This window comes from Subtercola boreus, from assembly GCF_003399635.1.
Taxonomy (GTDB): domain Bacteria; phylum Actinomycetota; class Actinomycetes; order Actinomycetales; family Microbacteriaceae; genus Subtercola; species Subtercola boreus_B.
The window spans coordinates 91,782-114,397 of record NZ_NBXB01000045.1; the positions used below are offsets into that span (position 1 = coordinate 91,782).

Below are 22,616 nucleotides of genomic sequence, written 5' to 3' on the forward strand. Positions count from 1 at the left end.
TGTTGACGCAGTTGCGGGGCTTCTTCGTGTCTCGAAGTCTACCGACCCGCAACTTTCGCACAAGCCCTCATCATCCGATGGGGGCTTTCGTCTTGTAGAGGAGAGACTCATGCCCGCTTGGGGTGGATTCAGAAACGGCTACGTGCCGATCGACGCGCTCGTGTTCGTCGACGGGGTGTGGCTCGAACCGGAGTTCGGAGCTCGCGTCTCGCTCTCGAATGAAGACCTTCGCGCAGACGGCTATTGGGTCATCGAAAACGAAGGCGATCGCCCGCTCGGTATCCCTTCCGACATGCTCGTCCGCGACGCGTCGAAGACATCGACCGGTGGATCGAACCAGTGGTACCAGTGGGGCCGCAAGGAGCGGGACGAGACGCCTGAAGCGGCTGACCCGACCCAAGGCGAAGGCACCAGTGAGCACGGCTGGGCCATGGCCGACGACTCCAATTCGAATAACCCGCCCCGCCGGAAGGCGATCAGCGCCACGTACGGGTGCGTCTACCCGATCGCCTCGGAGACCTGGCACCGCCAGCCTCGCTACCCGCTCAGCGGCGCGATCGCCGCTCGAGTCGAAGCCCGGAAGCAGAAGCTCCTCGGCAACAACACCCCAACACCCCCCCAGGAGGAAGACATCATGGCATCACTCGCCGAAGTACTTGAAGGCATCCGCACCGAGAATGACCCGATCCTGAAGATCCTGCAGAACCTCGTGAGCACCCCTGAGCAGGACCGCGACTTCATCGAGCTGCTGAACAAGATCTACAAGGGCGCGCTCGACCGCGACGCTGACGGTTCTGCCATCGGCACCTACCTCCCGCTGCTTCGCACCGGCGCCATCAACGAGGCCGGCATCAACGCCGCGATCGTCGCATCGCTTGAGTACAAGCGCCGCTTCATCCAGGTGCTCTACGCCGACCCGAACGTGCTCAACCGGACCGCAGGCCCGGCCGAGGTCGAGGGGTGGGCGAACTCGGGACTCACGCTCGATGGCATTCGCGCCGCTGTGCTCGGCTCCGCCGAGTACAAGTCCAAGCACTGACAACCTCTCCGACCTCGGAAGGAGGGACAGACATGCTCAAATCAGTCTCGCGGATCCGCATCAACGGTCTCCGCGGTGCAGCACTTCTCGTCGCGGCCGTCTACTGCGCCACTCGTGGCATCGCGTACCTGCCCCCGCTCATCCCGAACGCCAGCTACGTGCCCGGCTCGCTGTCGCTCATCGCGAACTTCGTGCCTCTCCCCGTCTGGGGTGGGGTGTGGATTCTCGTCGCGCTCTTCTGTCTTGTCTGCGCGTTCCGACATGACGACTGGCCCGCCTGGGCAGGGCTCGTCGGGATGATGGTGCTCTGGGGATCCAGCTACCTCATCGGATCGTTCATCACATGGGCCGCCGGCGACTTCGGTCGCGAATGGATCGGGGCCGGCTCCTATCTAGGCCCCGCCGTCATCATCGCGATCCTCTCGCCCAAGATCCCGGATCGGATGAAGTAGTGGAACAGGTCATCGGCGGGCTCATCACAGCCCTACTCGGCGGAGGCGCGATCGTGCTCGTCGCCGTCATCAACAAGAAGCGCTCCCCCGGAGACCAGGTCGGACAACTCTGGGATCGCCTCGACCAGCTCGAGGTCCGCGAGCTGGTGCGAGACGACTACATCATGTCTCTCCGTCAGCACATCGTCGACGGCAAACCCCCGCCGCCGCCGCCCTACCCCGAAGAACTCAAACACAAAGACAGGAACCGCGACGCATCATGACCACCACACCACCCACACAGGTCCAAGAGATCTGGTTCAAGACGCAGCGCGTACTCCGCACCCTCGTGCAGGTCGGCATTCCCGCGTTCCTCGCGTTCGCGCTCGTGCTGCCACAGATCCTCGCCGTCTCGGGCATCCCTGTCACCAGCGAGCTGTACCTCTGGCTCCTGTCGGTCGCGGGCGGCATCACCGCTGTCGCGACCGGGCTGTCGCGCGTCATGGCCATCCCGGCCGTGAACCTCTGGCTGGTCAAGGTCGGACTCGGCTCGGTTCCGAAGGACGCGATCACAAACAAGGCACTTTCTGTGACCGCGACGGACGTGTCGATCGAGACCTTCCCGAAGGCGGGCACCCCTCCCGCGGAGACTGACCCGACACCCGTTCCTGACGGGTACCAGTCGAAGCACAGCACCATCGACGACTGACCCTCCCCGCCCGTCCCGCCGCCTCTAACCGGGCGGCTTTTTTTGTGCTCGAAAGCAGGAGACCACATGCCCGTCGTCACCGGGACCCTGAAGGACTTCGGCGCTGCGACGCTCGCCGCCTTCGCCCCGAAGCTCTACTTCATCCCCTCGGGAGCGGCCGTCGGCGGCGCGACTCTCTACGCGAACAAACCCGTCGTGTGCGTGCCGGCCGCGAATGGTGACTTCTCGGTCGAGCTCGCAGCGAACGAGACCCTGTCGCCACAGACCTGGTACACGCTCTCGATCATCTGGCTCGACCCGGACACCGGGTTCACCGGCCAGATCGATACCGACTGGCGCCTGTTCGTTCCGCAGGGCGGTGGCGAGTTCGTGCGCATCATCGAGGCCCCCTCGAACCCGGCGCAGATCTGGTTCGGACCCGAACCCCCCACCATCCCGACCGACTACACGGGCTGGGTCGATACCGACTCAGTCCCGCCGATCTACTACGAATGGGTGTGAGAAATGGTCTGGGTTCCCAAGGCTAATCTGGCCATCGCGAACGACACCGTCACCGCGGATCTCCTCGAAGCCGAAGGCAGCCAGACCCGCGCTGCCGCGCAGGGCATCGTCAACCCGCTCGTCAAAGAGGCGATGACTGACCCGAATGTCACGACGATCGTGACTGGTGCAGCCGGAACCGCGGCCACCGCAGCGGTCGCAGTCGAGCTGACGAAGTCCGGTGTGTTCCATGGCATCCGGAAGCTCACTGGCCGGTTCGGGAAGGGCATTGCCTTCACGCTCGGCGGGAAGTTCACCTGGCTGCAGACGGACATGAAGGGCAACCCGCCCCGAGAGTCTGCGGTAGCGATCGCGAAGGCGGCCGACTCTGCTGCATTTACTCAGGGCGCTGTGGTCCGGGTGCAGCGGTCAAAGCGCCGCCCCTACGCGGTCACCTGGGAGATCGGCCGGAAGATCGCGATGTACCTCGACTGGACGGGCAGCCTCTGGTCCGGTGACGGCACACTCCTCGCTGGCAAGGGTCTCCCGAAGGTGTGGACGTTCCTCGGCGACTCGACGACTTTCGGCGCGGACCTTTTGGACTACCTGGCGCAGCGCTTCACCACGCTGCTGACCACGATCCTCGGGATCACGATCAATAACGCCGGCCAGCCTTCTGCGCGCTCCGATGAGATCGCCGCGCGCGGCGCTGCTCTTCGCATTACCGCCACCGTGACGGGCGGAACCATTCCGGCCGTCGGAGGTTCAGTGGTGCTCACCGGCCTCTCGGTCGACCCGCTGCGTGGCACGAACATCGGATCCTTCGAAGTTGATCTGGCTACCCCGTTCGGGCAGCGTATCCGTGGCATCCTCTACCGCACCGACACCACCGTGCGGACCTTCGTTCGCACCGGCGCGGGTGCGGCTGTGGCAGCGACGAGCGTCTCGGTCGACTCGGCCACCGGACGCCCATGGCGCAACGGCCCAATCGTCTTCGCGATGGGCATCAACGACGAACCCCTCCTCGTCGGTAACGGCGGCACGCGGACCATCTATGACGTTCAGAACTGGTACCGAGCGCTGATCTCAACATTCCTCGACGAGTGGTTCCACTGGGGACTCCTCGACCGCGGTGCGTCCGAGGGCGCTGGCACCGTGAACGGCGATTACATCCGCGCGTTGGAGAAATGGTTCGCAGCCGAGCATGGCGACCACTTCATCCCCATCCGGCTCTACCTCGCCTCAGCCCAGGCCGTCGCAGACGCGGCGATCTACCAGCCCGGGTTCACACCCACCGCCCAGGACAACGCGGATCTCGCCGCCGGGTGCGTGCCTCAGTCGTTCCGTTTCTCCGGTTCCGTGCACCTGAACCCGCTCGGCCACCAGCTGCAGGCGGCGTTCCTCGCGTCGTGGTTCCGCCAGTACTCCCGCTACGCCTCCACCTTCACGCTCGCTGCTTAGGAGACCACCATGCCAATTCTCAACGGATCGATCTTCGCGGTCGGGGCGCCCTACGACGCGACGTCGCCGTGGAAGGACTCCCCGGACCTCTTCGAGACGATCACTTCCGACTTGTTCAGCGGCGGGAACGCGACCGACATCAACGGCCGCACTCTCGACGCCGGCTTCGGCGACGACAACGTCCCACGGATGTGGACGGCGAACGTCGCCGCAGCATTCGCGATCGTCGCCGGGGCGCTCACCCGCGGCACCAACTCCGCATCAGGCCAGGCAACCTTCCCGTGCACCGTCGCCGACGTCGAATTCGGCTACACCGTCACGCAGCTACCGGCCGCGAACGGCAATGCCTTCTACGCCGACATCCGCCTCAATCTCGCCGCCGGCGCAGCAGGCGCTCGCAGCTCGTACCGGATGACGCTCATCAACCGCGCGGGCGTCGTGTACGTCGAGATGTATCGTCGCACCAATGCGTCGACTCTCATCGGCGCAGGCTCGACTTACATCGTCGCTGTCGGCGACACGATCTCGATCCGCGCCTCCGGCAACAAGATCCAGCTCCTCCGCAACGACATCCTCCTCGAAACGACCCTCGACGTCACCGCGGACTTCCACCCCACCGGATCCTTCTGCGGATTCGAGTCGGGCACAGCCGCCGGCTTCGCGATCGACAACGTCTACGCCGAGAAGTATCTCGGCCCCGCCCCCGCAGCCGCCTAAGGAGACACCCATGGCCAGCAAGAAGATCACCGAAGGCACCCGCATCACCGCCACCAAGGACGGAGAGAAGATCTCCGGGTCGGTCGTGCAGTCGCCGATCGGGAACGGCGACTGGTACCTTGATGGACCCGGCCGTCACCTGCACGACCTCGAAGCCAACGGCTACACGATCGCCGTCGCCTCTACCTCGAGCTGAAAGTTCCAGATGGTGGCCCGGAGAGGCTGTATCGGGAAGCCCCCAGACGATATCGCGCTGGGATCGGGCGGGCGCTCGCGTAGCGCCTCGTGAGGTTCGAATCCTACCCATCTGAACGAAAGCCCCCCACCCTCTCTTCGGAGATGGTGGGGGGCTTTTCGTCGTTCAGCTCGCCCGCTGGTGCTGTGCCGCGCGATAGGCGAGTAGTAGATCGTGTGCCGGCGGCCTGCATGGCGCCCCGCCCAGACGCTCGTGCGCCCTGCTACCGGCCTGCGCGTGCTGCCACGATGACGCGGCCCGGTTGAAGTCCCATGCCGCCTCACACGCGGCAGCGAGAGTCCGGCACCAGCAGATCAGCTCGCGGCCACGTGAGGTCTCCTGCCAGGTCACGACCCGATACCAGTCCTCAACCTCGTTCTTCGGACCGCGGAACCGCAGTAGCCGGATGACCGCCCAGGGGTTCGGTGACGCGGGATGCTTCAGCACCCACTGGTCGGGCACGGCGAGCATGGCAGGGTGCCAGTCGGCCATACGGGTTCCTCTCTCGAGCGTCCCGGCCGACGAGCTTTCACCATAGATCAGTGCACCGACGTCGGCCAGGTCGGCGATCCTCTATCAACCTGTGCAAAAATCCCAGGTTGCCCCGCTATGTTTGACGCATGGGCTCTGAAGACATCACTGGAACGCTCATCCTCAATAAGCCTCCCGTGCAACGTGTGCGAATGACGTTCTTCTTCAAAGAGCTGGCTGCGCTCCAGGTCACGTCCTTGTCGGCATTCATCGACAACTTGCGCAGTGCTATGCCGGACGTCAGTGAGGAGTTTCCTCTACCGATGCGGGATGACGCGACGGGGGTCGGTGTCTTCGTCAGTTCTCGGACCGCTCTACCTTTCCCTTTGATTTCATTCAGAGATCCCTCGACCGGTCGCGGAATCCATTTCCAAGCTGACAGGTTCTCTTTGACATGGGAGTTCTATGGCGAGGGTGAGGAGAAGCGGTACCCCGGATTTGTTGATCTTCGCGAGCAGTTCGTCATCGCATATGGGAAATTTTGCACTGCCATCGGAGAGCAGATGGGTGCCATTCCTGACGTCACTGGCGCTCAGTGCCTGTACCACAACGCCATTTCGGAAATACCGGGAGCCGGTCTTGCTCTTTACCTCTTGACCGGCCGTGACGATTTAACTGCCCGAGAGGTAATCCGCAACCGAACTTACGCCGGTGCCCGGGTTAGGTTTCCCCTTCTTGGTCCAATTGAGTCGAAGGTTTCTGCAGGAGTAGACACTCCGAGCGATGATGAGTCAGACCTGTGGATCAAGGTGTCTTCTGCAACGCCCGAATCGGATTCTTCCCTGCGCGATCCGTACGATCTGCTCGACGAGGCGCACGACGTGCTGATCCGGCACTTCATTCAATTCACCCCCGAATGGCTAAGAGAACAGTGGAAGGCTCAACGATGAGTGCGCTCATGGACTATGCGAACACAGAGCCTGCCATGTCAGAGAACGGACGGGATCGGCTTGCCGCGTCCACTGGAGTGCAGAGCCATCTGATTGCAATCAACGCGGGATTCATAGGTCGAGCTGACGATTTCAGACATGACCTCAGAACAGTGCCTGTCGCGGAAGCCCGACGTCACCCCCAGACGGATGCGTGGTTGGCGCATGTCAGACCGCTCTTGTTCGCCATGGCAGCTGACCAAGATTCATTACTGTCGTACAAGCGGGTCGGTCTAGCTATCGAGATGCTGTCGCGCTTGATGGTCGCGGACTCGATTTACCCCTCAGTAAGTCCTGACGGCGAAGGGGGTCTTTCCTTTCAGTGGAGCTCCGGTCAATGGCTACTGGAGTTAGATCTCGAGAATTCGGGAGAGTACTTTTTGTTGCAGACGGACGAACAGGGTGTGAAGCGACAGCAACTCCGAGGCGAGGTCCATTCCCTGCCTATTCCGCTAGTCAAATCGTTGGTGGCGGAATTCACTGATTACGTCGAGTCCCTCAACCCTGCTTGGCGCGAGTACTTCGACTGATGCCTGGCGAGTGGCAGCAGAATGACCGCTATGTCACGGATGATGAAATTGCTTATCGTCGCGTGAGAATGATTCCGGAGCATTACCAGCCGGTCGATCCTGTCTCCGGCCTTCCTCAAATTCTCAACGCCGCGTTGCGGTACGAGGATGATGGAATGTCGGTCTACCTCGATCAGTTCATGGAGTACGAGAGCGTTTCTGTCGACCAACTGTTCTCTGACGAGACTCACGCAATCTCACGGTTTGAAGTCCACCATGCTCGCCAGCACGGGGCGGGCATATTGCCGAGCACGGATCACGCAGACCCAAACGAAGCTCGAGGCAGATCTCACGGTCTTGTCCGCACTGCGGCTCCACCCCCGGACAAGGACCGGTGGAAAGTCTTGCGAAACGAGCTCCGGAAGCGGATGTCGATTCGCTCCTCGGCCGATACCTGGTCTCCCGTAGTGTGAGCATGATGGATTGCTTGGTAGGGGGCTGCGAGGCCGATGGCTGCGAGCATCTCGCGGTCGACTCAACGGGGATGATCCTCGTGTACACGATTTGTGCGGAGCACCTCAGTGCAGTGCTCAACGGCCAGATGCTCCCGCAAGCCGTCGAGATTAACCGAGGTCTGATCGGGCCCGCCCGGCCGGCGCAAGGAGATCTCTGAGGGGTGCGTCGAGCCGTTCCGCGATAGTCAAGAACTCGCTGATCGAATAGGAACGCTGGCGCTCCCACAGCCTCTCGAATCTGCGCCTGTGGCAGCCCAGGAGCTCAGCTAGTTCGTTGCGTCCGTCGCGCCTCTCCTCAATCGTACGACGGATGATCTAGGAGATTACAAGAGTCACTTTCCGCTATTTACTCGCTATTTTCGGCAGGACCCGAGCGGATGCTGCGGGACGTTCTACCGGTATATTGACTGGTGACAGGACACATCGGGACGATCCGGGATTCATCAACTTAGAACTTCAGCTTCCCAAGCTGATAGCGCGGGTTCGATTCCCGTCATCCGCTCCATCTGTACCATGCACCATCAGAGTCCTCTCGAGGAGGCAGTGTGGCGAGGGGCGACGGGGCACCGTTCGGCTGGCAGTGCCTGCGCTGCGGCACCGTCGCGAGCAGCCCCGAAAAACCCTGCACCACGTGCAGAGCCACGACCTTCGAGTGCGTTGCACTGCCCGAGCCGGCGGCTCCCGCGAAGTCGTCTCTCAGCGAGCGCATAGCCCAGATGCTGCGAACGAACCGGCGGTGACCGCCCGGGTCCGAGCCGGATGTCGGTGGCAGTCGACAGACTGTCACCATGCCCTTCGCCGTTGAACTCCTCCGGCCGAGATCCCGGGGAGCTGTGGCGAGATCGACGAGGTGTTCCGCGACGCGATGCGTGACGAGCGCTTCACGGGCTGGATGATCTGGCCCGTCACCGAGGCCGCCGCCGCCCGGGCGACAGAGCAGGGCGATGAGGAAAGTTTCGACGCCGCGCTGGCACTGCTGGCCGACCTGACCGTGAGGCTCACGAGCGAGTTCGCCGTGCGCGGGTTGCTGCAGGAGAACCTGGCGCAGGCGCTGCCGATCATCACCGCGCTCGACGGCGACGAGAGCGGGTGCTGCGGGGCGGGCGGTCGCGGGTGGTGACGGTGCGGGTGCGGGCGACGGTGCGGGTGGCGCTCAAGCTGGCGACGGTGACGCTGGGCGCCGGCCAGCGCGTGACGTACGACCGATGGCACTCCTTCAAGCTCATCACGACCCGCCGCTACCACCCCGGCACGCACGCGATCGAGGTTCAGGTGAACGGAGCCGCCTCAGGCCGGGCAGAGTTCGAACTTCTCTCCTGACCGGTCGCCTGTCGGGCACCGGGCAGCACAACGGACACGTTTTCAGCAGACCTTCTCGCTCCTGGGCGAGGATGCCCGGATTCGTGTCCGTTCCACGGTCTGTCGGTCAGAGGAGGGCGGCGCGCGCGGCCCGCTCGATGCGAGACCGGTAGGCGGCCCACGAGGCGGCGCTCCGGGCGGGGATGTTCGGATCGGCGGGCCCGTTGCCGAGCCGCCCGTCGATCAGCTCCCGCACGATGTCGGCGTGGCCGGCGTGACGGGCCGTCTCGGCGATCATGTGCACGAGGATCTGGTGGAGGGTCACGGTTCGGCGCTCCGGCTGCCACCACGGGACCGACCCCGTGGAGGCGAGGTCGAGCGCCTCGATGGTGGCGTCGGCGTGGGCGGCCGAGAAGTGGTGGAAGTCGAGGATGTCGGCGCTCGACTGGGTGGCGGGAACCCAGAGGTCGGCGTCTTCGAAGGCGTCCGCAGGGACTTCAGCATCTGCAGGCGCGGTGGCCGCGGCCGCGCCAGCGGCATCCAGAGCCGTGATCTGCTCCGCCACGGAATGCGTCGCGGGGCGCCCGAAGACCTCGCCGAAGTAGCCGAGCTGCACGCTCGCCACATGCTTGACCAGGCCGAGCAGGTTGGTTCCGGTGGGCGTCAGCGGGCGCCGCATGTCGTACTCGCTCAGCCCGTCGAGCTTGCCGAGCAGGTCGGAGCGGCGGATGCGGAGATAGCCGTGCAGGGTCTCTTTCTCGTCCATGACCCCACTCTGCACCCTGTCGCCGACGTCGCGGGCGGGAACCCGTACCATTAAGCGGCGCGCCGATCCTGTTGCGCGCGCACCGACGCAGAAGGAAACACACGTGACGACACTCCCCCGGCTGGTGGCATTCGACCTCGACGACACTCTCGCCCCCTCGAAATCGCCGCTCGACCCGGCGATGGCGGCACTGCTGATCGAGCTGCTCGACGTCACCGAGGTGTGCATCATCTCGGGCGGCCAGATCGCCCAGTTCCGGATGCAGGTCATCGACAACCTCACCACCGCCAGCGACGCGCAGCTCGAGCACCTGCACCTGATGCCGACCTGCGGCACGCAGTACTACCTGCACCAGAACGGCGCATGGAACCAGATCTACGCCCAGAACCTCACCGACGACGAGAAGGCGCGCGCCCTTGACGTCGTCGAACGCGTCGCCAAGAAGCTCGGCTACTGGGAGACCGAGACCTGGGGCCCGATCCTCGAGGACAGAGGTTCGCAGATCACGTTCTCGGCGCTCGGCCAGGCCGCGCCCGTTGCGGCGAAGACGGCCTGGGACCCGACGGGTGAGAAGAAGAACACCCTCCGCGAGGCGGCGCAGGCCGAGCTCCCCGACCTCGAGGTGCGGGCCGGCGGATCGACGAGCGTCGACATCACCCGTCGGGGCATCGACAAGGCCTACGGAATGACGAAGCTCGCAGATCTCACGGGCATCCCCCTCGACGACATGCTGTTCGTGGGGGACCGGCTCGACGAGAACGGCAACGACTACCCGGTGAAGGTGCTGGGCGTCGAGTGTGTGGCCGTCGAGGGCTGGCACGACACGGCCGCCTACCTCGAGAAGCTGATCCCCGAGCTGCGGGCCGCGAAGTCGGCCGAGTAAGGGCTCCGGTGGCGAGGTGAACGAGCCGGTCGGCGGGGTGGCGGGTGCAGATGCGATGCCGCTCACGGATGCCCAGCTCGACCACCTCCGACGCGAACTGCAGCGGCAGCAGGGCGCGCTCCACACGGAGCTCCGGCGTATGACGGGGTCGCTCGCCGACGTGCGCGAGGCCCGGAGCGACGCCTCAGCTGACGACGAACACGATCCTGAGGGCCCGACGCTGTCATCGGAGTGGTCGCGCATCGCCGGCGTGACGGACGAACTCGAACGGTCGGTGGCCGCGACCGGCGCCGCGCTCGAACGTCTCGCAACGGGCACCTTCGGAACGTGCATCCGGTGCGGCCAGCAGATCGGCTTCGGACGTCTGGATGCCCGGCCCTCGGCCGCGCTCTGCATCGCCTGCGCGCGCATGGCCTGATCCCGCCCCGCGGCCGACTCCCCCCGCTACCCGTCGGCGTTCAACGCGTAGGTCGCGCCCCGCACCGTGAGCTGGCCGGTTCCGTTCCAGATCGTGCGGAGCTGCAGTGTGGCCGGCACGATGTTCGCCAGCTCGACGACCCGGCTCACCGTCACCTCGGCCCCGGCGGTACCCGTCAGCGCCTCCTCCGGCGGAGCCGTGGCGTGCGCCGGGACGGGCTGCCAGCTTCCGACGACGACCGAGGTCGGAGCCGTGCTCGTGTAGGTGAGGGTGAGTGTGTAGCTGCCGGCCCGCATCAGGGTGATCGGCCCCTCCGTGAAAGGGCCGGCCGTCTGGCCGGTGGCCGCGGAGGCCGAGACCCCGCCGGGCTCAGGATCACCCTGCAGCACGACGAGCTCGGAGGCCTGATAGTGGCGCGTCGGAGTCGGGCTGTCAGCGGTGAGGCCCGCGATGAGCACTGCGGCCGAGAGGCCGGCAGCGACGGGCATCCAGACCGCAGGGCGCGGGAGGCGCCCCGTGCCTGCCGCGAATCCGGTGACGAGCAGCACGAGCACGACGGCCGCCCAGGCGTAGTTCGGCAGGAAGGTGAAGGCCCACGACTCGTCGTAGAGGGCCGGCAGGGCGTTCTGCAGGGGGAAGAAGAACACGCTGTAGTTCAGCAGCCACGGCAGGGGATCCTGCCGGTAGAGGAGGCGGCCCCCGAACTCGAGGAACGTCGGTGAGAAGGTCAGCACGGCCCAGAAAGCCGCAGAGAGGGTGACGCCGATGGCGCACACGATCATCCACACCACCCGGCGGCGTTCGGCGAGCCGGCCGAGAGCGAAGAGGGTTGCGATGCCGAACACCAGCGCACCCGCGTACTGGAACCGCCCGTTCAGCGAATACCCGCCGTATTCATTCGCCAGGAGGGCGTTGGGCACGATCAGGGCGAGGAGCACCAGCGCCCAGACGAGCGCGAAGCGCCACCGCGATGCGAACAGCAGCCCCACTCCGACGAGGCCGGCGAAGGCGATCGGGTTCTGGAAGACGATGCCCTGGTTCTGGTCGATCGCCAGCCCGACGAAGGCCATCAGCGCGGCGGGCCCCGCGTCGAAGGCTCCCGGCTCGTAGGGCCCGGTGAGGTTCGAGAACGCATACAGGTTGACGGCGAACAGGAGGGCGAGCAGCAGGGCGACCGGCATCACGATGACGGCGGCGCGGCTCCAGCGGCGAGAGCGCCCCGACCCGCCGGTCACAGGTTCACGCCGAACGATCGCCACGGCGAGCGCGGCGGCGAGAATCACCGCCGGCAGCGCGAACTTGATCTGCAGCAGCGGCAGGTAGCCCACCGCGACACCCATCAGCGCCTCGCGCCAGACCGGCCGTCTCTTCTGCACCGTCAGCAGCCAGTGGAGCCCGACGAGACACAACACGCCCGCGGTGATGTCGGGGAAGATCTGGTTCGCCCCCGGCAGCAGGGGCATCCCGAGGCCGACGGCCGCGACCGAGACCGCGCGAACCGTCGTCGACGACAGGAAGACGCCACTGATCTTCCAGAACAGCAGGAGCGCGACGCCGCCCACCAGGACCAGGAACACCTTGACGCCGAGCACTCCCAGAAGGGCGTAGGGCACCGCCATCAGGAGGGGGAGCCCGAAGCTGTGGATGTTGAAGAGACCGTGCGGGCCGAGGTAGGCGTGGGTGTTGGCGGGAGTCGGCGCCTCGGCGATGGTTCCCCCGAAGAACAGCCCCTGCTCGAAGGCCTCGCGGTAGGGAACGGTCTGTTCGAGGGTGTGGTCGACCAGGATGCCCCGGGCGATCACCAGGTAGTGCGGTTCGTCCCCGGTGAGAGTGAAGCCGGCGTTCTGCCACGTGAGCAGGGTGCTGAGCGCGGCGGCGAGGTAGAGGAGGAGGCCCGCGGGAATTATCGCGGTGCGGAACCGAGGCAGCCAGATCACCTCCCGAAGCTACCGCACCGGCGGCTCCGAAACCGAGGCCGGGCGGCCTGAGATCGCGCGGCCCGAGGCCGCGATCACACGGTGGAGCACTTCCCGGAGCTCCTCCAGTTCGGCGACCGACAGGTCGAGCGCGGCAGCGACCCGCGGTGGGATGGTCTCGGCTGTGTCCCGGAGGGCCCGGCCACTCTCGGTGAGGGTGATGTCGAGCATCCGTTCGTCTGCGGCGTTCCGCCCCCGGCGGAGGTGCCCGGCCGCCTCGAGTCTCCGGAGCAGCGGCGAGAGGGTCGCGGGTTCGAGGCTGAGCGCCGAGGCGAGGCCCCGGAGGGAGCGCGGGCTCTGCTCCCAGAGCGCGAGCATCACGAGGTACTGCGGGTGGGTGAGCCCCAGGGGGTCGAGGATCGGCCGGTAGAGCCCGATCACATTCCGAGCCGCGACGGCCAGGGCGTAACAGACCTGGTTCTCGAGGGCGAGTGGATCTTCGGTCGATGTCGCCGGCTGTGGCATTCCCCGTCCAATCAGTTAGTACACTAATGATATGGGAACGAACGATCCGCACAAGCCGACGCTAAAGGAGGCCGGCGGGCTGGGCAACTGGTTGAACGCACGCCTCTTCCCCTACCTCGGGCCGCCGCCCCTCGGCCCGATCGACACCGAATCCGCGGAGTCGAAGGCCGCCCGGGCGCAGGCGGGGTCGTGCCCGCTCTGCGGCAACCTGATGTCCGACCACGAGATCGACCGCTCCGGCGAGCGCACGCAGCTGTACTGCCCCCCGGCAGCCTGAGACGCTCCGCCACACGGGATCGCCTGTTCGGGGAGGGGGGTGGGGCCGGACCGGCCCGGCCTCAGCCGATGCGCGCGACCTTCACCGCGATGCTGAGCGGCTGCGGAGGATCGGTGAGGGCCGGGGCGAACTGTTCCGCGATGGCGTCGTAGACGTCGCGGCACACCTGCGTGGCCGGCACTCCTTCGCTCACACCGATCGTCACGGCGACGACGAGCTCGCCGTCGACCTCCGACACCGCCACCAGGTCGGGCGCCACGACCCCGCGGGTGACGAGCTGCGTCACCTTGGACACGGTCGCCACGACGACCGGGGCCGATGAGTAGACCTCGGTGACTCCGGGGACGTTCCGCACGGTTTCGGTCAGCGCGAGGGTCACCGCGGTTCGATCATCCATCTCGGGCCTCTCCCTCGATCTCTTCGACAGACGTCTCACCGAGGCTCCGCGACAGATGCACATCGTGCACGGTCACGTCGATCGTCACGATGTTCAGCTCCGTGTGCTTCAGCAGTTCCGCGTAGATCGCCTCGCGGATGCGCGCCGCAGCCAGCGGGATCGACTCGCCCCAGAAGACGCTCGCGTCGACCAGCACCGAGATCGGCTCGCCCGGCACACCCACCTCGCCCTGCAGGGTGCAACGGCCGATCAGCACACCCGACACCGTGTCCCCGGCCGCCCGGATGAGCCCGCGAACGGCGCCCTCCGTGAGAGTGAGCGAGGCCTGGGCCGACGGATGCTGCACGGGGATGCTCCGCCCGGCCTGCGCCTCGAAGCCGATGCTGTTCAGGATGCCCGCGATGAAGCTCTCGTCTGTTGCCGGTTGCTCCGCGACATCCGATTCCAGCAGCGCCAGCGAGAGGGTGCGGAGCCGCAGCATGGCAGCCAGCGCGATCTGGCAGCCGGGCGACGACTCGATGCTGGGGTCGACAGGCTGGCGACCTGCCGCGAGGTAGTCGCTCAGCTCGTCGATGGTGTGGCCGTCGAGGTCGGCCGGTTCGAAGCCTTCGAGTTCGATGTCGTCAGTCATCGCCACGCCTCCATCTCTCGGATCAGGTTCTTGCGGGCCCGCGCCAGCACGCCGCGAACGGTCGAGACGGGCAGGTCGAGCTCCCGGGCGATGTCGTCGTAACTGTACCCGGCGATCTCTTTCAGGATCCAGCACTGGCGCTGCTCGGCCGGCATGTCATTCAGGGCCCGGCTGAGGGCCGCCCCCCGGGAGTGGGCCTCGGCGATCTGCGGCGGCGTACTCGAGGGCGGTGCCTCCTGCTCATGGTCGTCGATGTCGACGTGGAGCTTCCGGGCACGGATGCGGTCGATGCTCTTGCGACTCACGATCCGCATCAGCCAGCTCTTCACCACGCTGGGGTCGGCGAGCGTCGACAGCTGCTGCCAGGCCGTGATGAACGACTCCTGCACCACGTCGTCGGTCTCGTCGTTCGAACCGAGCACCCGGGTGGCGTAGGCGCGCATCAGCGGGCTGTACCGGCGCACCAGCACCTCGAACGACCGCACATCGCCGTCCGCCGCGCGGCCCGCGAGGGTGCGGTCGTCGGCGTCGGTGAGCGAGGGCACGGGTCGTGCATCCATCCGACTGCACCTCCACTCGCGAGCATCCAACGCCCGACCACCTGCACACGTCGGAAAAAAAGTTCAAGTGGTGGTGTGACGATTTCGCCACTGTCACCGTCCTAGTAGTGACTATCTCACATCACCTCCGGAACCCCGGGGGGTTGCAAACACCACAGGAGCATTCCATGGCAAACACCACCACCCCCGTCAGCCCCGTCACGCCGGCCACCCCCGTCACGCCGGCCACCATCGGCACGGCCGCAACGTCGACCACCACGCCCATCGCGGAGACCGCCATCGGCAAGACCACCATCAACGACAGCGTCGTTGCCAAGGTCGCCGGTATCGCCGCTCGCGAGGTCAGCGGAGTGCACGCCCTCGGCGGTGGAGCTGCCCGCGTCATCGGTTCGATCCGCAACGCGGTCAACAACACCGACCTGTCGCAGGGCATCAGCGTGGAGGTTGGCGAGACCCAGGTCGCCGTCGATGTGATCATCGTCGCCGACTACCCCGTCGCGCTGCAGGATGTCGCGAACGACGTCCGTTCGTCGATCATCGACGCCATCGAGAACCTCGTGGGCCTCCAGGTCACCGAGGTCAACGTGACGGTCGACGACGTCTTCATCGCGTCGGCTGACGACAACGCCCCCGAAGCCGAAGCCCGGGTCCAGTAATCATGTCCTCCACAGCAACTCGCGCAGGCATCGTCATCGGTACCGTTCTCGCGCTCACGTGGATCGCGTTCGGTTTCTGGGCCTTCGTCTTCGTGGCTGTCGCCATGGCGATCGGTGCGATCGTCGGTCGGGTCATCGAAGGCAAGCTCGACCTCTCCGCTGTGGTCGGCGCGTTCCGAGGGAAGCGTTCGTCGTCATGAGTACGGTGACGGCGTCGCGGCCCTCCGCCCCGAAGCCGGACTCCGGTGTTCGCCCGACCACCGCCGGGCACGCGTCGTCGTCCGCTTCAGGCGCGTTGGGGCACACCCGCATCACCGCGCGAGCTCTCAACCACCTCATCGCGGCGGTCGCAGCCGAAGCGCTCGGAGTCGCAGCCCGCTCGGTCTCCATCGATCTGGCGGATGAAGCGGGGAAGCTCACCGTGACCGTCCGCTCGCCGCTCCGCGTGGTCTCGCTGCCCCACGTCACCCGGGAGCCGGGGATCGTCGCCCGCACGGGCGGCACTCTCCTCGACCGAGCGACAGCAGCCCAGCAGCAGATCCGGTCGCGAGCGGCAGCGCTCAGCGGTTCGGACATCTCCGCCGTCACCGTGCGGCTCACGGGTATCGACATCCAGCCGGAGAGGCGCGCCTCATGAGCACCACCTCGCTCTATCGTCGGCTGAACCGGCGGGAGACGCACTCCCCGCTGTCCGGCCTCGCCATCGTGCTCGCGGTCATCGCGATCCTCGTGCTGGCGTATCTCGGAGTCGAATCCGTTCTGCGCCTGCTCGGAGCCGCACCGCTTCTCGCGGCTCCGGCCACGCTCGCACAGGGCGTCACGGATGCGCCCAGCCATCCTGCCTGGACCCTCATCGCCGGCGGTATCGTCGTCGCCCTGGTCGGGCTGATCCTCGTGATCACGGCCTTCTCGGGTGCACGCCGGGCTCGGCACACCCTCACGTCGGAGCGGTCGGCGACCGTCATCGACAACGAGGTGATCGCGTCGGCGCTCGCCCGCCACGCCGCCCGTGCCGCCAACATCAGCCCCGACAACACCAGCGTCACCGTCACCCATCGCACGGCGGTCGTGCACGTCACGCCCGCTTCCGGGAGCACTGTCGACAGGGCAGCGGTGACCGGTGCGGTGGATGAACAGCTTGCGGCGTATGCGCTTCAGCCGGCCATCCGGTCGCGCGTCGTGATCGACTCCAACGGAAAGGTCGGCGCATGAACAGCACCAATCGCGGGGCGAACCGCGCGGTCATCCTGCTCGCCGGCCTTCTCCTGCTCGTCGTCGGGCTCGCCGGTCTCGCGGTGGGCGCACTCCCCACCGTGCGCTCGGGCTTCACCGACCAGGCTCCCGGCGTTCTCGGAACGGTCACCGACGCTCTGAAGGCGACGCCGCTCGCCGGCACCGGCCACAGCTGGCTCTGGATCGCGGCCGCGGCCGTCGCCGCCGTCTTCATCGTGCTCTTCGTGGTCTTCATCGCCCGGCAGGGCCGCGGACACACCCGCGAACTGCTGGCCCAGACGCCCACCGAGCACGGCCGGACGGTGGTCGACGGCTCCGTTGCAGAACAGCTCCTGCAGGACGCCCTCAGCTCCCGGCCCGAACTCGTGGGCTCGCACGTCTCGACGTACGCCGTGAAAGGCACGTCGGTGCTGAAGGTCTCGGTCTCCTGCCGACGCGGGGTCTCCCCCGCCGATGCGAAAGACCTCGTCGAGGAGCAGCTTCTCGCTCTCGATGCCCTGCTCGGAACCTCCGTTCCCGCGCTGATCCAGGTCAGTGGCGGGTTCCGGGTCCGAACGGCGGGGGCGACGCGGCTCGCCTGAGCCTCGCTGACCCTCGCTCCAAAAGAAACACCAACAAGAAAGGATGACTCCCATGAGTGCATCAGACAAGATCCAGAACGCCGCCCAGGACCTCGCCGGCAAGGCGAAGGAAGCGGTCGGCAACGTCACGAACGACGACTCCAAGGTCGCCGAAGGCAAGGCCGACCAGGCCTCTGCCAGCGCGAAGAAGGCCGGCGAGAACGTCAAGGACGTCTTCAAGGGCTGATCTGCCCCCATCCTCGTCCCCGCCCCCAGCGGCGCTCGAAGGGACGTTGAATGCTCCAGCAACCGATCTATGGAGCATTTGGCGTCCCTTTGTCGGTGCTGGGGGGCGTGCGCATGGATGTCGCGGCTACTCGCAGCCGACCCCGTCGCCGTCACGGTCGAGGCCATAGATGTCGTCGCCCACCACGGTGACCGGTCCGCGCACGTAGGACGGACCGTTCCCGCTCCCGCCGGCGCAGTCCACGTCGCTGTCGATGGGCACGCAGGCGCCCTCGTAGTTCGGGTCGCAGCCTGACGCGGCCCCCGCATCCTCTTCGACTGGGTCCGCAACGGGCTGCTTCGAACCGACCGCGGTCACCTCGGTGACGGGCGCCGTCGTCGTCGCCTCCGAGACCAGTACGCGGCCCGTCTCGACACCATCGGTGGATGTCACATCCCACGTCGCCGTCTTCGTTCCCTTGCTCCCCGCCGTGATCACCGCAGTCTCACCGACCTTGCGGTCGGGGTCGTCGGTCGTCGTCGCCTCGAACGGTATCTCGGCCGTCGTCTTGATGCTCTGGTGTGTGACCTTCGGGATCGCGGCCGCCGCGGGCAGCGCGGTTGGAGTGGTGGACGGGGAGGCGGACGGGGATGCAGCAATCGGGCTGGATGTCACCCCGGCCGACCCGATCGATACCGCGACCGGCGACTCGCTGACCGGGGAGGAACCGGCACCGCATGCCGCGAGCCCGACGACCACGGCTGCAGCCAGGGCTCCGGCCAGAAGCGTTCTGCCAACCGTTCCGCGCATGCTGCGCCGACTGAGATCGATCCCCATGATGCCCACTTCCCCCACGACGGCACCGTCACCCCGACGGCGCCGTCTCTCACCCTAGGGTCTGGTGCCGGTCGTGTGAGGCAATCGGCCGAAAGGGGGGTGCGCGCGCAGGTCAGGGGCGGGGGGCGAAGAAGGCGGCCACCGCCCGGGCGAGGGCCGCGAGGTCGTCGACGTGGGCGAGTTCGCGTGCGGAGTGCATGGAGAGCAGGGGCACGCCGACATCCACCACCCGGATGCCGAGGCGCGTCGCCGTGAGCGGGCCGATGGTCGAACCGCAGGGCACGGTGTTGTTCGAGACGAACTCCTGGTACGCCACACCGGCCTCGGCGCAGGCGTTCGCCCAGAGCGCGGCGCCGTGGGCGTCCGTCGCATAGCGTTGGTTGCCGTTGATCTTCAGCAGGGGGCCGCGGCCCGCGACCGGCCGGTTAACGGGGTCGTGCTTCTCCGGATAGTTCGGATGCACGGAGTGCCCGGCATCGGCCGAGAGGCACCACGAGCCGGCGTAGGCGCGCAGGCGCTGCTCGCCGGTGGCCCCGAGTGCGACAGAGATGCGCGCGAGGATGTCGTCGAGCAGTGGACCGCTCGCCCCCGACCGCGACTCTGAGCCGAGCTCCTCGTGGTCGAAAGCGGCGAGCACGCTGGTGTGCGAGGGGGCAGCACCGCCGCCCGGGCCGGCTGGCGCGTCGGGCTCGGTGGCCGCGACATCCAGCAGCGCGTGGAGCCCGGCGAACACCGAGCTCAGGTTGTCCATGCGCCCGGCCGCGAAGAGCTCACCGCCCAGCCCGAACCGTGCGGGAGCCGCCGTGTCGGCCGTCAGGATGTCGTAACCGAGCACGTCGTCACCGGTGAGGCCCTCCCCGGCCAGGGCGGCGAGGTGACCGACCAGGTCGGCCCGGCCGAGGTCGCCGACCCCGAAGACCGGGTTGGTGTGCCGCTGGCGGTCGAGCGTCAGCCCCGTGTTCGCTTCACGGTCGAGGTGGATGGCCAGCTGCGGGATGCGCAGGAACGGCCCGGTACGCACCAGGTGCTCCCGGCCATCCCGGGTCACCAGCCGGCCGGCCAACTCGATCTCGCGGTCGAGCCACGAGTTCAGCAGCGGGCCGCCGTAGATCTCGACTCCCGCCTGCAGCCAGCCGTTCGAGGCGGTCGTCGGCTTCGGCTTCAGTTTGAAACCGGGCGAGTCGGTGTGCGCGCCGAGGATGCGGAACGGGCTCGACGGCCCGGCCTGCTCCGGCGTGAACCACGCCACGATCGCTCCGTCGCGGATCACGAAGAAACGGCCCGCCGGGCGGCCTCTGCCGTCGCTCTCGCGCTCGCCTCGGCCTTTGCTTTCGCCGTCGAACCACGGTTCCGTCTCGACCAGCCGGGTGAATCCCGCCTGCTCGAGCTGTCGCCCGGCCTCTGCCGCCGCGTGGTACGAGGAGGGCGACGCGGCGATGAAGCGGGCGAAGTCGTCGATGTACCCGGAGGTGTCGGCGTGCCCGGACGTGTCGGCGTATCCGGAGGGGTCGAGTGCGGCATCCATTCGTCCAGTCAACCACCTGGGCGGCGGCGACGCCCCGAAGCGCCCCGGCTACTGGCGGAGGAGCTCGGCCCCGACGGATTCCGGATGCCCGCCCTGCACAGCCGCGGACAGCCACTCCTCCACGGTGATGCCGTTCTGCCGGTCGGTCTGGAAGGCATCCACCGTCGAGATCACGTGCCGCGTCTCCCCGTTCGAGTCGGCACCCGTGTCGGTGACGTAGACGTACGCGCCGACCTCGACCGGGATGAGCGAACGGAACGTCGACTTCATGGCGTAGTTCCAGTCGGCCCCCGCCTGCGGCGTGTAGTAGCCGTCGTCGAGCCCGGCCGAGTAGCCGGCGAGCGTGCGGTCGAGCGTGGTCTGGGAGAGAAGGGTCGTGAGCCTGTCGCCGAAACGGGACTGGTTGTGCACGACGGCGGCGGCCAGCGGATCGCGTCCCGGGGTGAAGCCGTACCGGCTCTCGAACTGCGACCCCCAGAGCGGGTCGATCGTGGGGCCGAGCGCCGCGGCGGTGACGAAGGAGCTGTCGGAGTACTCGAAGAGCGGCGCGGCGCTGTAGTGGTCGCCGACCGCACCGAGCCAGAAGGCGGCGTTCAGCCCTCCGGTGCCGGAGCCCGCGACAAGAACGCTCGACGGGTCGGGGATGTTCGCGTACACCCAGTCGAGCGCGGCGGTCGTGTTGTTGTAGCCGTTGAAGTCGGCCATGGCGGAGGGGCCGTCGAGGGTCGTCATCGTGACGTCGCGAGCGTCGCCGACACCGAGGTCGCCGGTGGTCGTCGGAACGTAGACGATCGTCGATGAGGCGAACGGGGCATCGGCAGCCGTGCGGAGCAGTCCGCCGAAGGTGTTCAGCTGGTAGAAGGGAACGTTGTCTGAGAAGAAGTTCCCGCCGCCGAACAGGCTCGACTGGGGAGTGATCGGCTCCTGGTTGGTTCCCGCGTTCCAGTTCAGGCCGCCGTCGCCGAAGAAGACGATGAGATCGGTGCCGGTGCCGGTGCCCGTGCCTGTGCCCGTGCCAGCGGTGTTGCCGCCGCCGGTGCCCGGCCGCACGAAGAGGTTGTAGGCCGAGCCATCGGCGTTCTGGGCGGGTTCACCGAGGGAGACGCTCGACCAGGCTCCCGGCTGGGCGTCGGCCAGCGCCGACACGGTCGGGGCCCGCTTGACGATCAGAGCAACCCCGATCACCGCGGCGAGGATGACCACCAGCACGATCGCGACGACGACGAACGGCCACCGGGCGCGGGCGGGGCTGGTGGTGGTCACGTTTCATCTTCCCACGGCCTGGCAGGGTGCTGGCGGCAGGGTGCCGGCACCCTGCCAGTGGCTACAGGATGACCGTGCCGGAGATGCACGTCGTGCTCGCGCCGCCCACCCACACCTGTCCGTCGATGCGGTCGAGGTGCACGAGACCGTCACGGCCCAGCCGCGCTCCCTGGCCCGCGAGGTAGTGCTCCGGCGTATGGCCTGCCGCGATCATCCACTGGGCGAGGCCAGCGTTCAGGCTCCCGGTGACGGGATCCTCGCCCACACCGACGCCCCCCACGAACGCCCGCACCTCGACGAGCGGCCGGCGGAGTGCGGGGTCGCGCCCGGCTGCTTCCCGGGCATCCGGAGCCGGATAGGGGCCGACCACACCGATACTCCGGCCCTCGAGCCCGGCGACGCGCGGTTCGAGGGCGAGCACGGACTCGGCCGAGTCGAGCAGGATGCCAACCCAGCCCGGACCGTTGTCGATCCAGTTCGCATCGACGATCTGCGTCGGCGTGATACCGAGGAGTTCGGCGAAGGTGGCACGATCGGCCTCCCCGACAGGGCCCGAACGCCGCAGGGGTGGTGCTGCGAAAGCGAGTCGGCCCGCCTCCCTGCGAATCTGCACCAGCCCGGCCCCGCACTCCTGCACGAGGGCCGACGGGTCGCGCGGGGTGTTGCCTGCCTCGAGCCAGGCGTGCGCCGTTCCGAGGGTCGGATGCCCGGCGAACGGCAGTTCGCGTACCGGAGTGAAGATGCGGAGCCGATAGTCCGCGCCCGCAGCCGCGCCCTCCGGCGTCGGAGGCAGCACGAAGGTGGTCTCCGAGAGGTTGGTCCAGTTCGCGAAGGCGGCGAGCGCCGCGTCCTCTATTCCGTCGCCGTCGAGCACGACAGCCAGTGGATTGCCCCGGTAGGGAACGGTCGAGAAGACATCGACCTGCCTGAACTGCCGACTGCGCATCAGAACTCACCTCTCGTCTGCACGGGTCCCGTTCGTACGGATCTTGTTGGCACAGGCCCGTAGCCGTCTGTCAGCACAGCGTAGGCGGTGAAGCCGATAGCGATCAGGCCAATGAGCCCGAGGACGGCGAGGAACAGCATGA

32 protein-coding genes are annotated in these 22,616 nt (G+C 67.0%); 21 read left to right on the forward strand and 11 right to left on the reverse strand.

The window, feature by feature from the left end; translation table 11 throughout:
* The first annotated feature begins 109 nt into the window (after positions 1-109).
* The 8 genes from B7R22_RS17360 (at position 110) to B7R22_RS17395 (ending at position 5,033) form a co-directional block, all read left to right on the forward strand.
* Positions 110-1,039 carry a hypothetical protein gene (locus B7R22_RS17360; RefSeq protein ID WP_116412949.1) on the forward strand — a complete coding sequence of 310 codons (930 nt, stop codon included), beginning with the start codon at positions 110-112 and terminating at the stop codon, positions 1,037-1,039.
* 32 nt (positions 1,040-1,071) lie between these two features.
* The gene (locus B7R22_RS17365; protein WP_116412950.1) at positions 1,072-1,491 is read left to right on the forward strand and encodes a hypothetical protein; all 420 of its coding nucleotides are present in this window, start codon (positions 1,072-1,074) and stop codon (positions 1,489-1,491) included.
* Positions 1,491-1,754, forward strand: coding sequence for a hypothetical protein (locus B7R22_RS17370; protein WP_116412951.1), 264 nt, complete (start codon positions 1,491-1,493; stop codon positions 1,752-1,754). The genes B7R22_RS17365 and B7R22_RS17370 overlap by 1 nt, the downstream gene beginning before the upstream one ends.
* Entirely contained in the window at positions 1,751-2,179 is a 429-nt protein-coding gene (locus tag B7R22_RS19585) for a hypothetical protein (protein ID WP_216363515.1), read from the forward strand. Before B7R22_RS17370 ends, B7R22_RS19585 begins: the two co-directional genes overlap by 4 nt.
* A 66-nt stretch (positions 2,180-2,245) precedes the next feature.
* Positions 2,246-2,680: a hypothetical protein gene (locus tag B7R22_RS17380; protein ID WP_116412952.1), complete on the forward strand. Its 435-nt coding sequence runs from the start codon at positions 2,246-2,248 to the stop codon at positions 2,678-2,680.
* Positions 2,681-2,683: 3 nt separating this feature from the next.
* On the forward strand, positions 2,684-4,120 hold the full coding sequence (locus tag B7R22_RS17385; RefSeq protein ID WP_116412953.1) for a hypothetical protein: 1,437 nt from the start codon (positions 2,684-2,686) through the stop codon (positions 4,118-4,120).
* Positions 4,121-4,129: 9 nt separating this feature from the next.
* Entirely contained in the window at positions 4,130-4,837 is a 708-nt protein-coding gene (locus B7R22_RS17390) for a hypothetical protein (protein WP_116412954.1), read from the forward strand.
* 10 nt (positions 4,838-4,847) lie between these two features.
* A complete protein-coding gene (locus B7R22_RS17395) occupies positions 4,848-5,033 on the forward strand; it encodes a hypothetical protein (RefSeq protein ID WP_116412955.1) in 186 nt (61 codons plus the stop codon).
* 165 nt (positions 5,034-5,198) lie between these two features.
* On the opposite strand, the gene B7R22_RS17400 is transcribed toward B7R22_RS17395, so the two are convergent.
* A complete protein-coding gene (locus B7R22_RS17400) occupies positions 5,199-5,564 on the reverse strand; it encodes a hypothetical protein (protein ID WP_116412956.1) in 366 nt (121 codons plus the stop codon).
* Positions 5,565-5,692: 128 nt separating this feature from the next.
* On the opposite strand from B7R22_RS17400, the gene B7R22_RS17405 reads away from it, so the two are divergent.
* From B7R22_RS17405 to B7R22_RS19590, 4 genes are all read left to right on the forward strand, one after another.
* A complete protein-coding gene (locus tag B7R22_RS17405; protein ID WP_147305449.1) occupies positions 5,693-6,493 on the forward strand; it encodes a hypothetical protein in 801 nt (266 codons plus the stop codon).
* Positions 6,490-7,062 (forward strand): hypothetical protein, encoded by a 573-nt coding sequence (locus B7R22_RS17410; RefSeq protein ID WP_116412958.1) that lies wholly within the window; start codon positions 6,490-6,492, stop codon positions 7,060-7,062. Before B7R22_RS17405 ends, B7R22_RS17410 begins: the two co-directional genes overlap by 4 nt.
* Positions 7,063-8,406: 1,344 nt before the next feature.
* Positions 8,407-8,676, forward strand: coding sequence for a hypothetical protein (locus B7R22_RS17425; RefSeq protein WP_116412961.1), 270 nt, complete (start codon positions 8,407-8,409; stop codon positions 8,674-8,676).
* Positions 8,670-8,876 carry a hypothetical protein gene (locus B7R22_RS19590; RefSeq protein ID WP_216363516.1) on the forward strand — a complete coding sequence of 69 codons (207 nt, stop codon included), beginning with the start codon at positions 8,670-8,672 and terminating at the stop codon, positions 8,874-8,876. Before B7R22_RS17425 ends, B7R22_RS19590 begins: the two co-directional genes overlap by 7 nt.
* A 106-nt stretch (positions 8,877-8,982) precedes the next feature.
* On the opposite strand, the gene B7R22_RS17435 is transcribed toward B7R22_RS19590, so the two are convergent.
* Positions 8,983-9,621 carry a DinB family protein gene (locus tag B7R22_RS17435; RefSeq protein WP_116412962.1) on the reverse strand — a complete coding sequence of 213 codons (639 nt, stop codon included), beginning with the start codon at positions 9,619-9,621 and terminating at the stop codon, positions 8,983-8,985.
* A 103-nt stretch (positions 9,622-9,724) separates the two neighbouring features.
* Here B7R22_RS17435 and B7R22_RS17440 point away from each other — a divergent pair, with 103 nt between their 5' ends.
* Both B7R22_RS17440 and B7R22_RS17445 read left to right on the forward strand, forming a co-directional pair.
* The gene (locus B7R22_RS17440) at positions 9,725-10,504 is read left to right on the forward strand and encodes an HAD-IIB family hydrolase (protein ID WP_253259146.1); all 780 of its coding nucleotides are present in this window, start codon (positions 9,725-9,727) and stop codon (positions 10,502-10,504) included.
* Positions 10,505-10,520: 16 nt separating this feature from the next.
* Entirely contained in the window at positions 10,521-10,922 is a 402-nt protein-coding gene (locus tag B7R22_RS17445; protein WP_253259147.1) for a TraR/DksA family transcriptional regulator, read from the forward strand.
* A gap of 26 nt (positions 10,923-10,948) precedes the next feature.
* Here B7R22_RS17445 and B7R22_RS17450 read toward each other — a convergent pair whose 3' ends face one another.
* On the reverse strand, positions 10,949-12,859 hold the full coding sequence (locus tag B7R22_RS17450; protein WP_116412964.1) for a hypothetical protein: 1,911 nt from the start codon (positions 12,857-12,859) through the stop codon (positions 10,949-10,951).
* Between the two features lie 9 nt (positions 12,860-12,868).
* Positions 12,869-13,363, reverse strand: a complete 495-nt coding sequence (locus B7R22_RS17455; protein WP_116412965.1) for a MarR family winged helix-turn-helix transcriptional regulator — start codon at positions 13,361-13,363, stop codon at positions 12,869-12,871.
* A 31-nt stretch (positions 13,364-13,394) separates the two neighbouring features.
* On the opposite strand from B7R22_RS17455, the gene B7R22_RS17460 reads away from it, so the two are divergent.
* Positions 13,395-13,640, forward strand: coding sequence for a hypothetical protein (locus B7R22_RS17460; protein WP_116284577.1), 246 nt, complete (start codon positions 13,395-13,397; stop codon positions 13,638-13,640).
* 61 nt (positions 13,641-13,701) lie between these two features.
* Here B7R22_RS17460 and B7R22_RS17465 read toward each other — a convergent pair whose 3' ends face one another.
* The 3 genes from B7R22_RS17465 to B7R22_RS17475 are packed head-to-tail and all read right to left on the reverse strand — an operon-like array spanning position 13,702 to position 15,228.
* Positions 13,702-14,037: a hypothetical protein gene (locus B7R22_RS17465; RefSeq protein ID WP_116412966.1), complete on the reverse strand. Its 336-nt coding sequence runs from the start codon at positions 14,035-14,037 to the stop codon at positions 13,702-13,704.
* Entirely contained in the window at positions 14,030-14,668 is a 639-nt protein-coding gene (locus B7R22_RS17470) for an Asp23/Gls24 family envelope stress response protein (protein ID WP_216363517.1), read from the reverse strand. Before B7R22_RS17470 ends, B7R22_RS17465 begins: the two co-directional genes overlap by 8 nt.
* Positions 14,665-15,228 carry an RNA polymerase sigma factor gene (locus B7R22_RS17475; RefSeq protein WP_116412967.1) on the reverse strand — a complete coding sequence of 188 codons (564 nt, stop codon included), beginning with the start codon at positions 15,226-15,228 and terminating at the stop codon, positions 14,665-14,667. Before B7R22_RS17475 ends, B7R22_RS17470 begins: the two co-directional genes overlap by 4 nt.
* A 167-nt stretch (positions 15,229-15,395) precedes the next feature.
* On the opposite strand from B7R22_RS17475, the gene B7R22_RS17480 reads away from it, so the two are divergent.
* From B7R22_RS17480 to B7R22_RS17505, 6 genes are read left to right on the forward strand one after another with little or no spacing between them, the layout of a single operon-like run.
* Complete coding sequence (locus B7R22_RS17480; protein WP_116412968.1) at positions 15,396-15,884, forward strand: Asp23/Gls24 family envelope stress response protein; 489 nt, start codon at positions 15,396-15,398, stop codon at positions 15,882-15,884.
* Positions 15,885-15,886: 2 nt separating this feature from the next.
* A complete protein-coding gene (locus B7R22_RS17485) occupies positions 15,887-16,084 on the forward strand; it encodes a DUF2273 domain-containing protein (protein ID WP_116412969.1) in 198 nt (65 codons plus the stop codon).
* Complete coding sequence (locus tag B7R22_RS17490) at positions 16,081-16,521, forward strand: hypothetical protein (RefSeq protein ID WP_116412970.1); 441 nt, start codon at positions 16,081-16,083, stop codon at positions 16,519-16,521. Before B7R22_RS17485 ends, B7R22_RS17490 begins: the two co-directional genes overlap by 4 nt.
* Positions 16,518-17,096: a DUF6286 domain-containing protein gene (locus B7R22_RS17495; RefSeq protein WP_116412971.1), complete on the forward strand. Its 579-nt coding sequence runs from the start codon at positions 16,518-16,520 to the stop codon at positions 17,094-17,096. The genes B7R22_RS17490 and B7R22_RS17495 overlap by 4 nt, the downstream gene beginning before the upstream one ends.
* Positions 17,093-17,698, forward strand: coding sequence for a hypothetical protein (locus B7R22_RS17500; RefSeq protein ID WP_116412972.1), 606 nt, complete (start codon positions 17,093-17,095; stop codon positions 17,696-17,698). The genes B7R22_RS17495 and B7R22_RS17500 overlap by 4 nt, the downstream gene beginning before the upstream one ends.
* A 52-nt stretch (positions 17,699-17,750) precedes the next feature.
* The gene (locus B7R22_RS17505) at positions 17,751-17,924 is read left to right on the forward strand and encodes a CsbD family protein (protein ID WP_116412973.1); all 174 of its coding nucleotides are present in this window, start codon (positions 17,751-17,753) and stop codon (positions 17,922-17,924) included.
* A 126-nt stretch (positions 17,925-18,050) separates the two neighbouring features.
* Here the strand turns inward: B7R22_RS17505 and B7R22_RS19990 are convergent, their stop codons facing one another.
* From B7R22_RS19990 to B7R22_RS17525, 4 genes are all read right to left on the reverse strand, one after another.
* A complete protein-coding gene (locus tag B7R22_RS19990) occupies positions 18,051-18,740 on the reverse strand; it encodes a G5 domain-containing protein (protein ID WP_116413006.1) in 690 nt (229 codons plus the stop codon).
* A 112-nt stretch (positions 18,741-18,852) separates the two neighbouring features.
* Positions 18,853-20,265, reverse strand: coding sequence for a M18 family aminopeptidase (locus B7R22_RS17515; protein ID WP_116412974.1), 1,413 nt, complete (start codon positions 20,263-20,265; stop codon positions 18,853-18,855).
* Positions 20,266-20,313: 48 nt separating this feature from the next.
* A complete protein-coding gene (locus B7R22_RS17520) occupies positions 20,314-21,528 on the reverse strand; it encodes a hypothetical protein (protein ID WP_116412975.1) in 1,215 nt (404 codons plus the stop codon).
* 61 nt (positions 21,529-21,589) lie between these two features.
* On the reverse strand, positions 21,590-22,474 hold the full coding sequence (locus tag B7R22_RS17525) for a PhzF family phenazine biosynthesis protein (protein WP_116412976.1): 885 nt from the start codon (positions 22,472-22,474) through the stop codon (positions 21,590-21,592).
* Between the last annotated feature and the right edge of the window lie 142 nt (positions 22,475-22,616).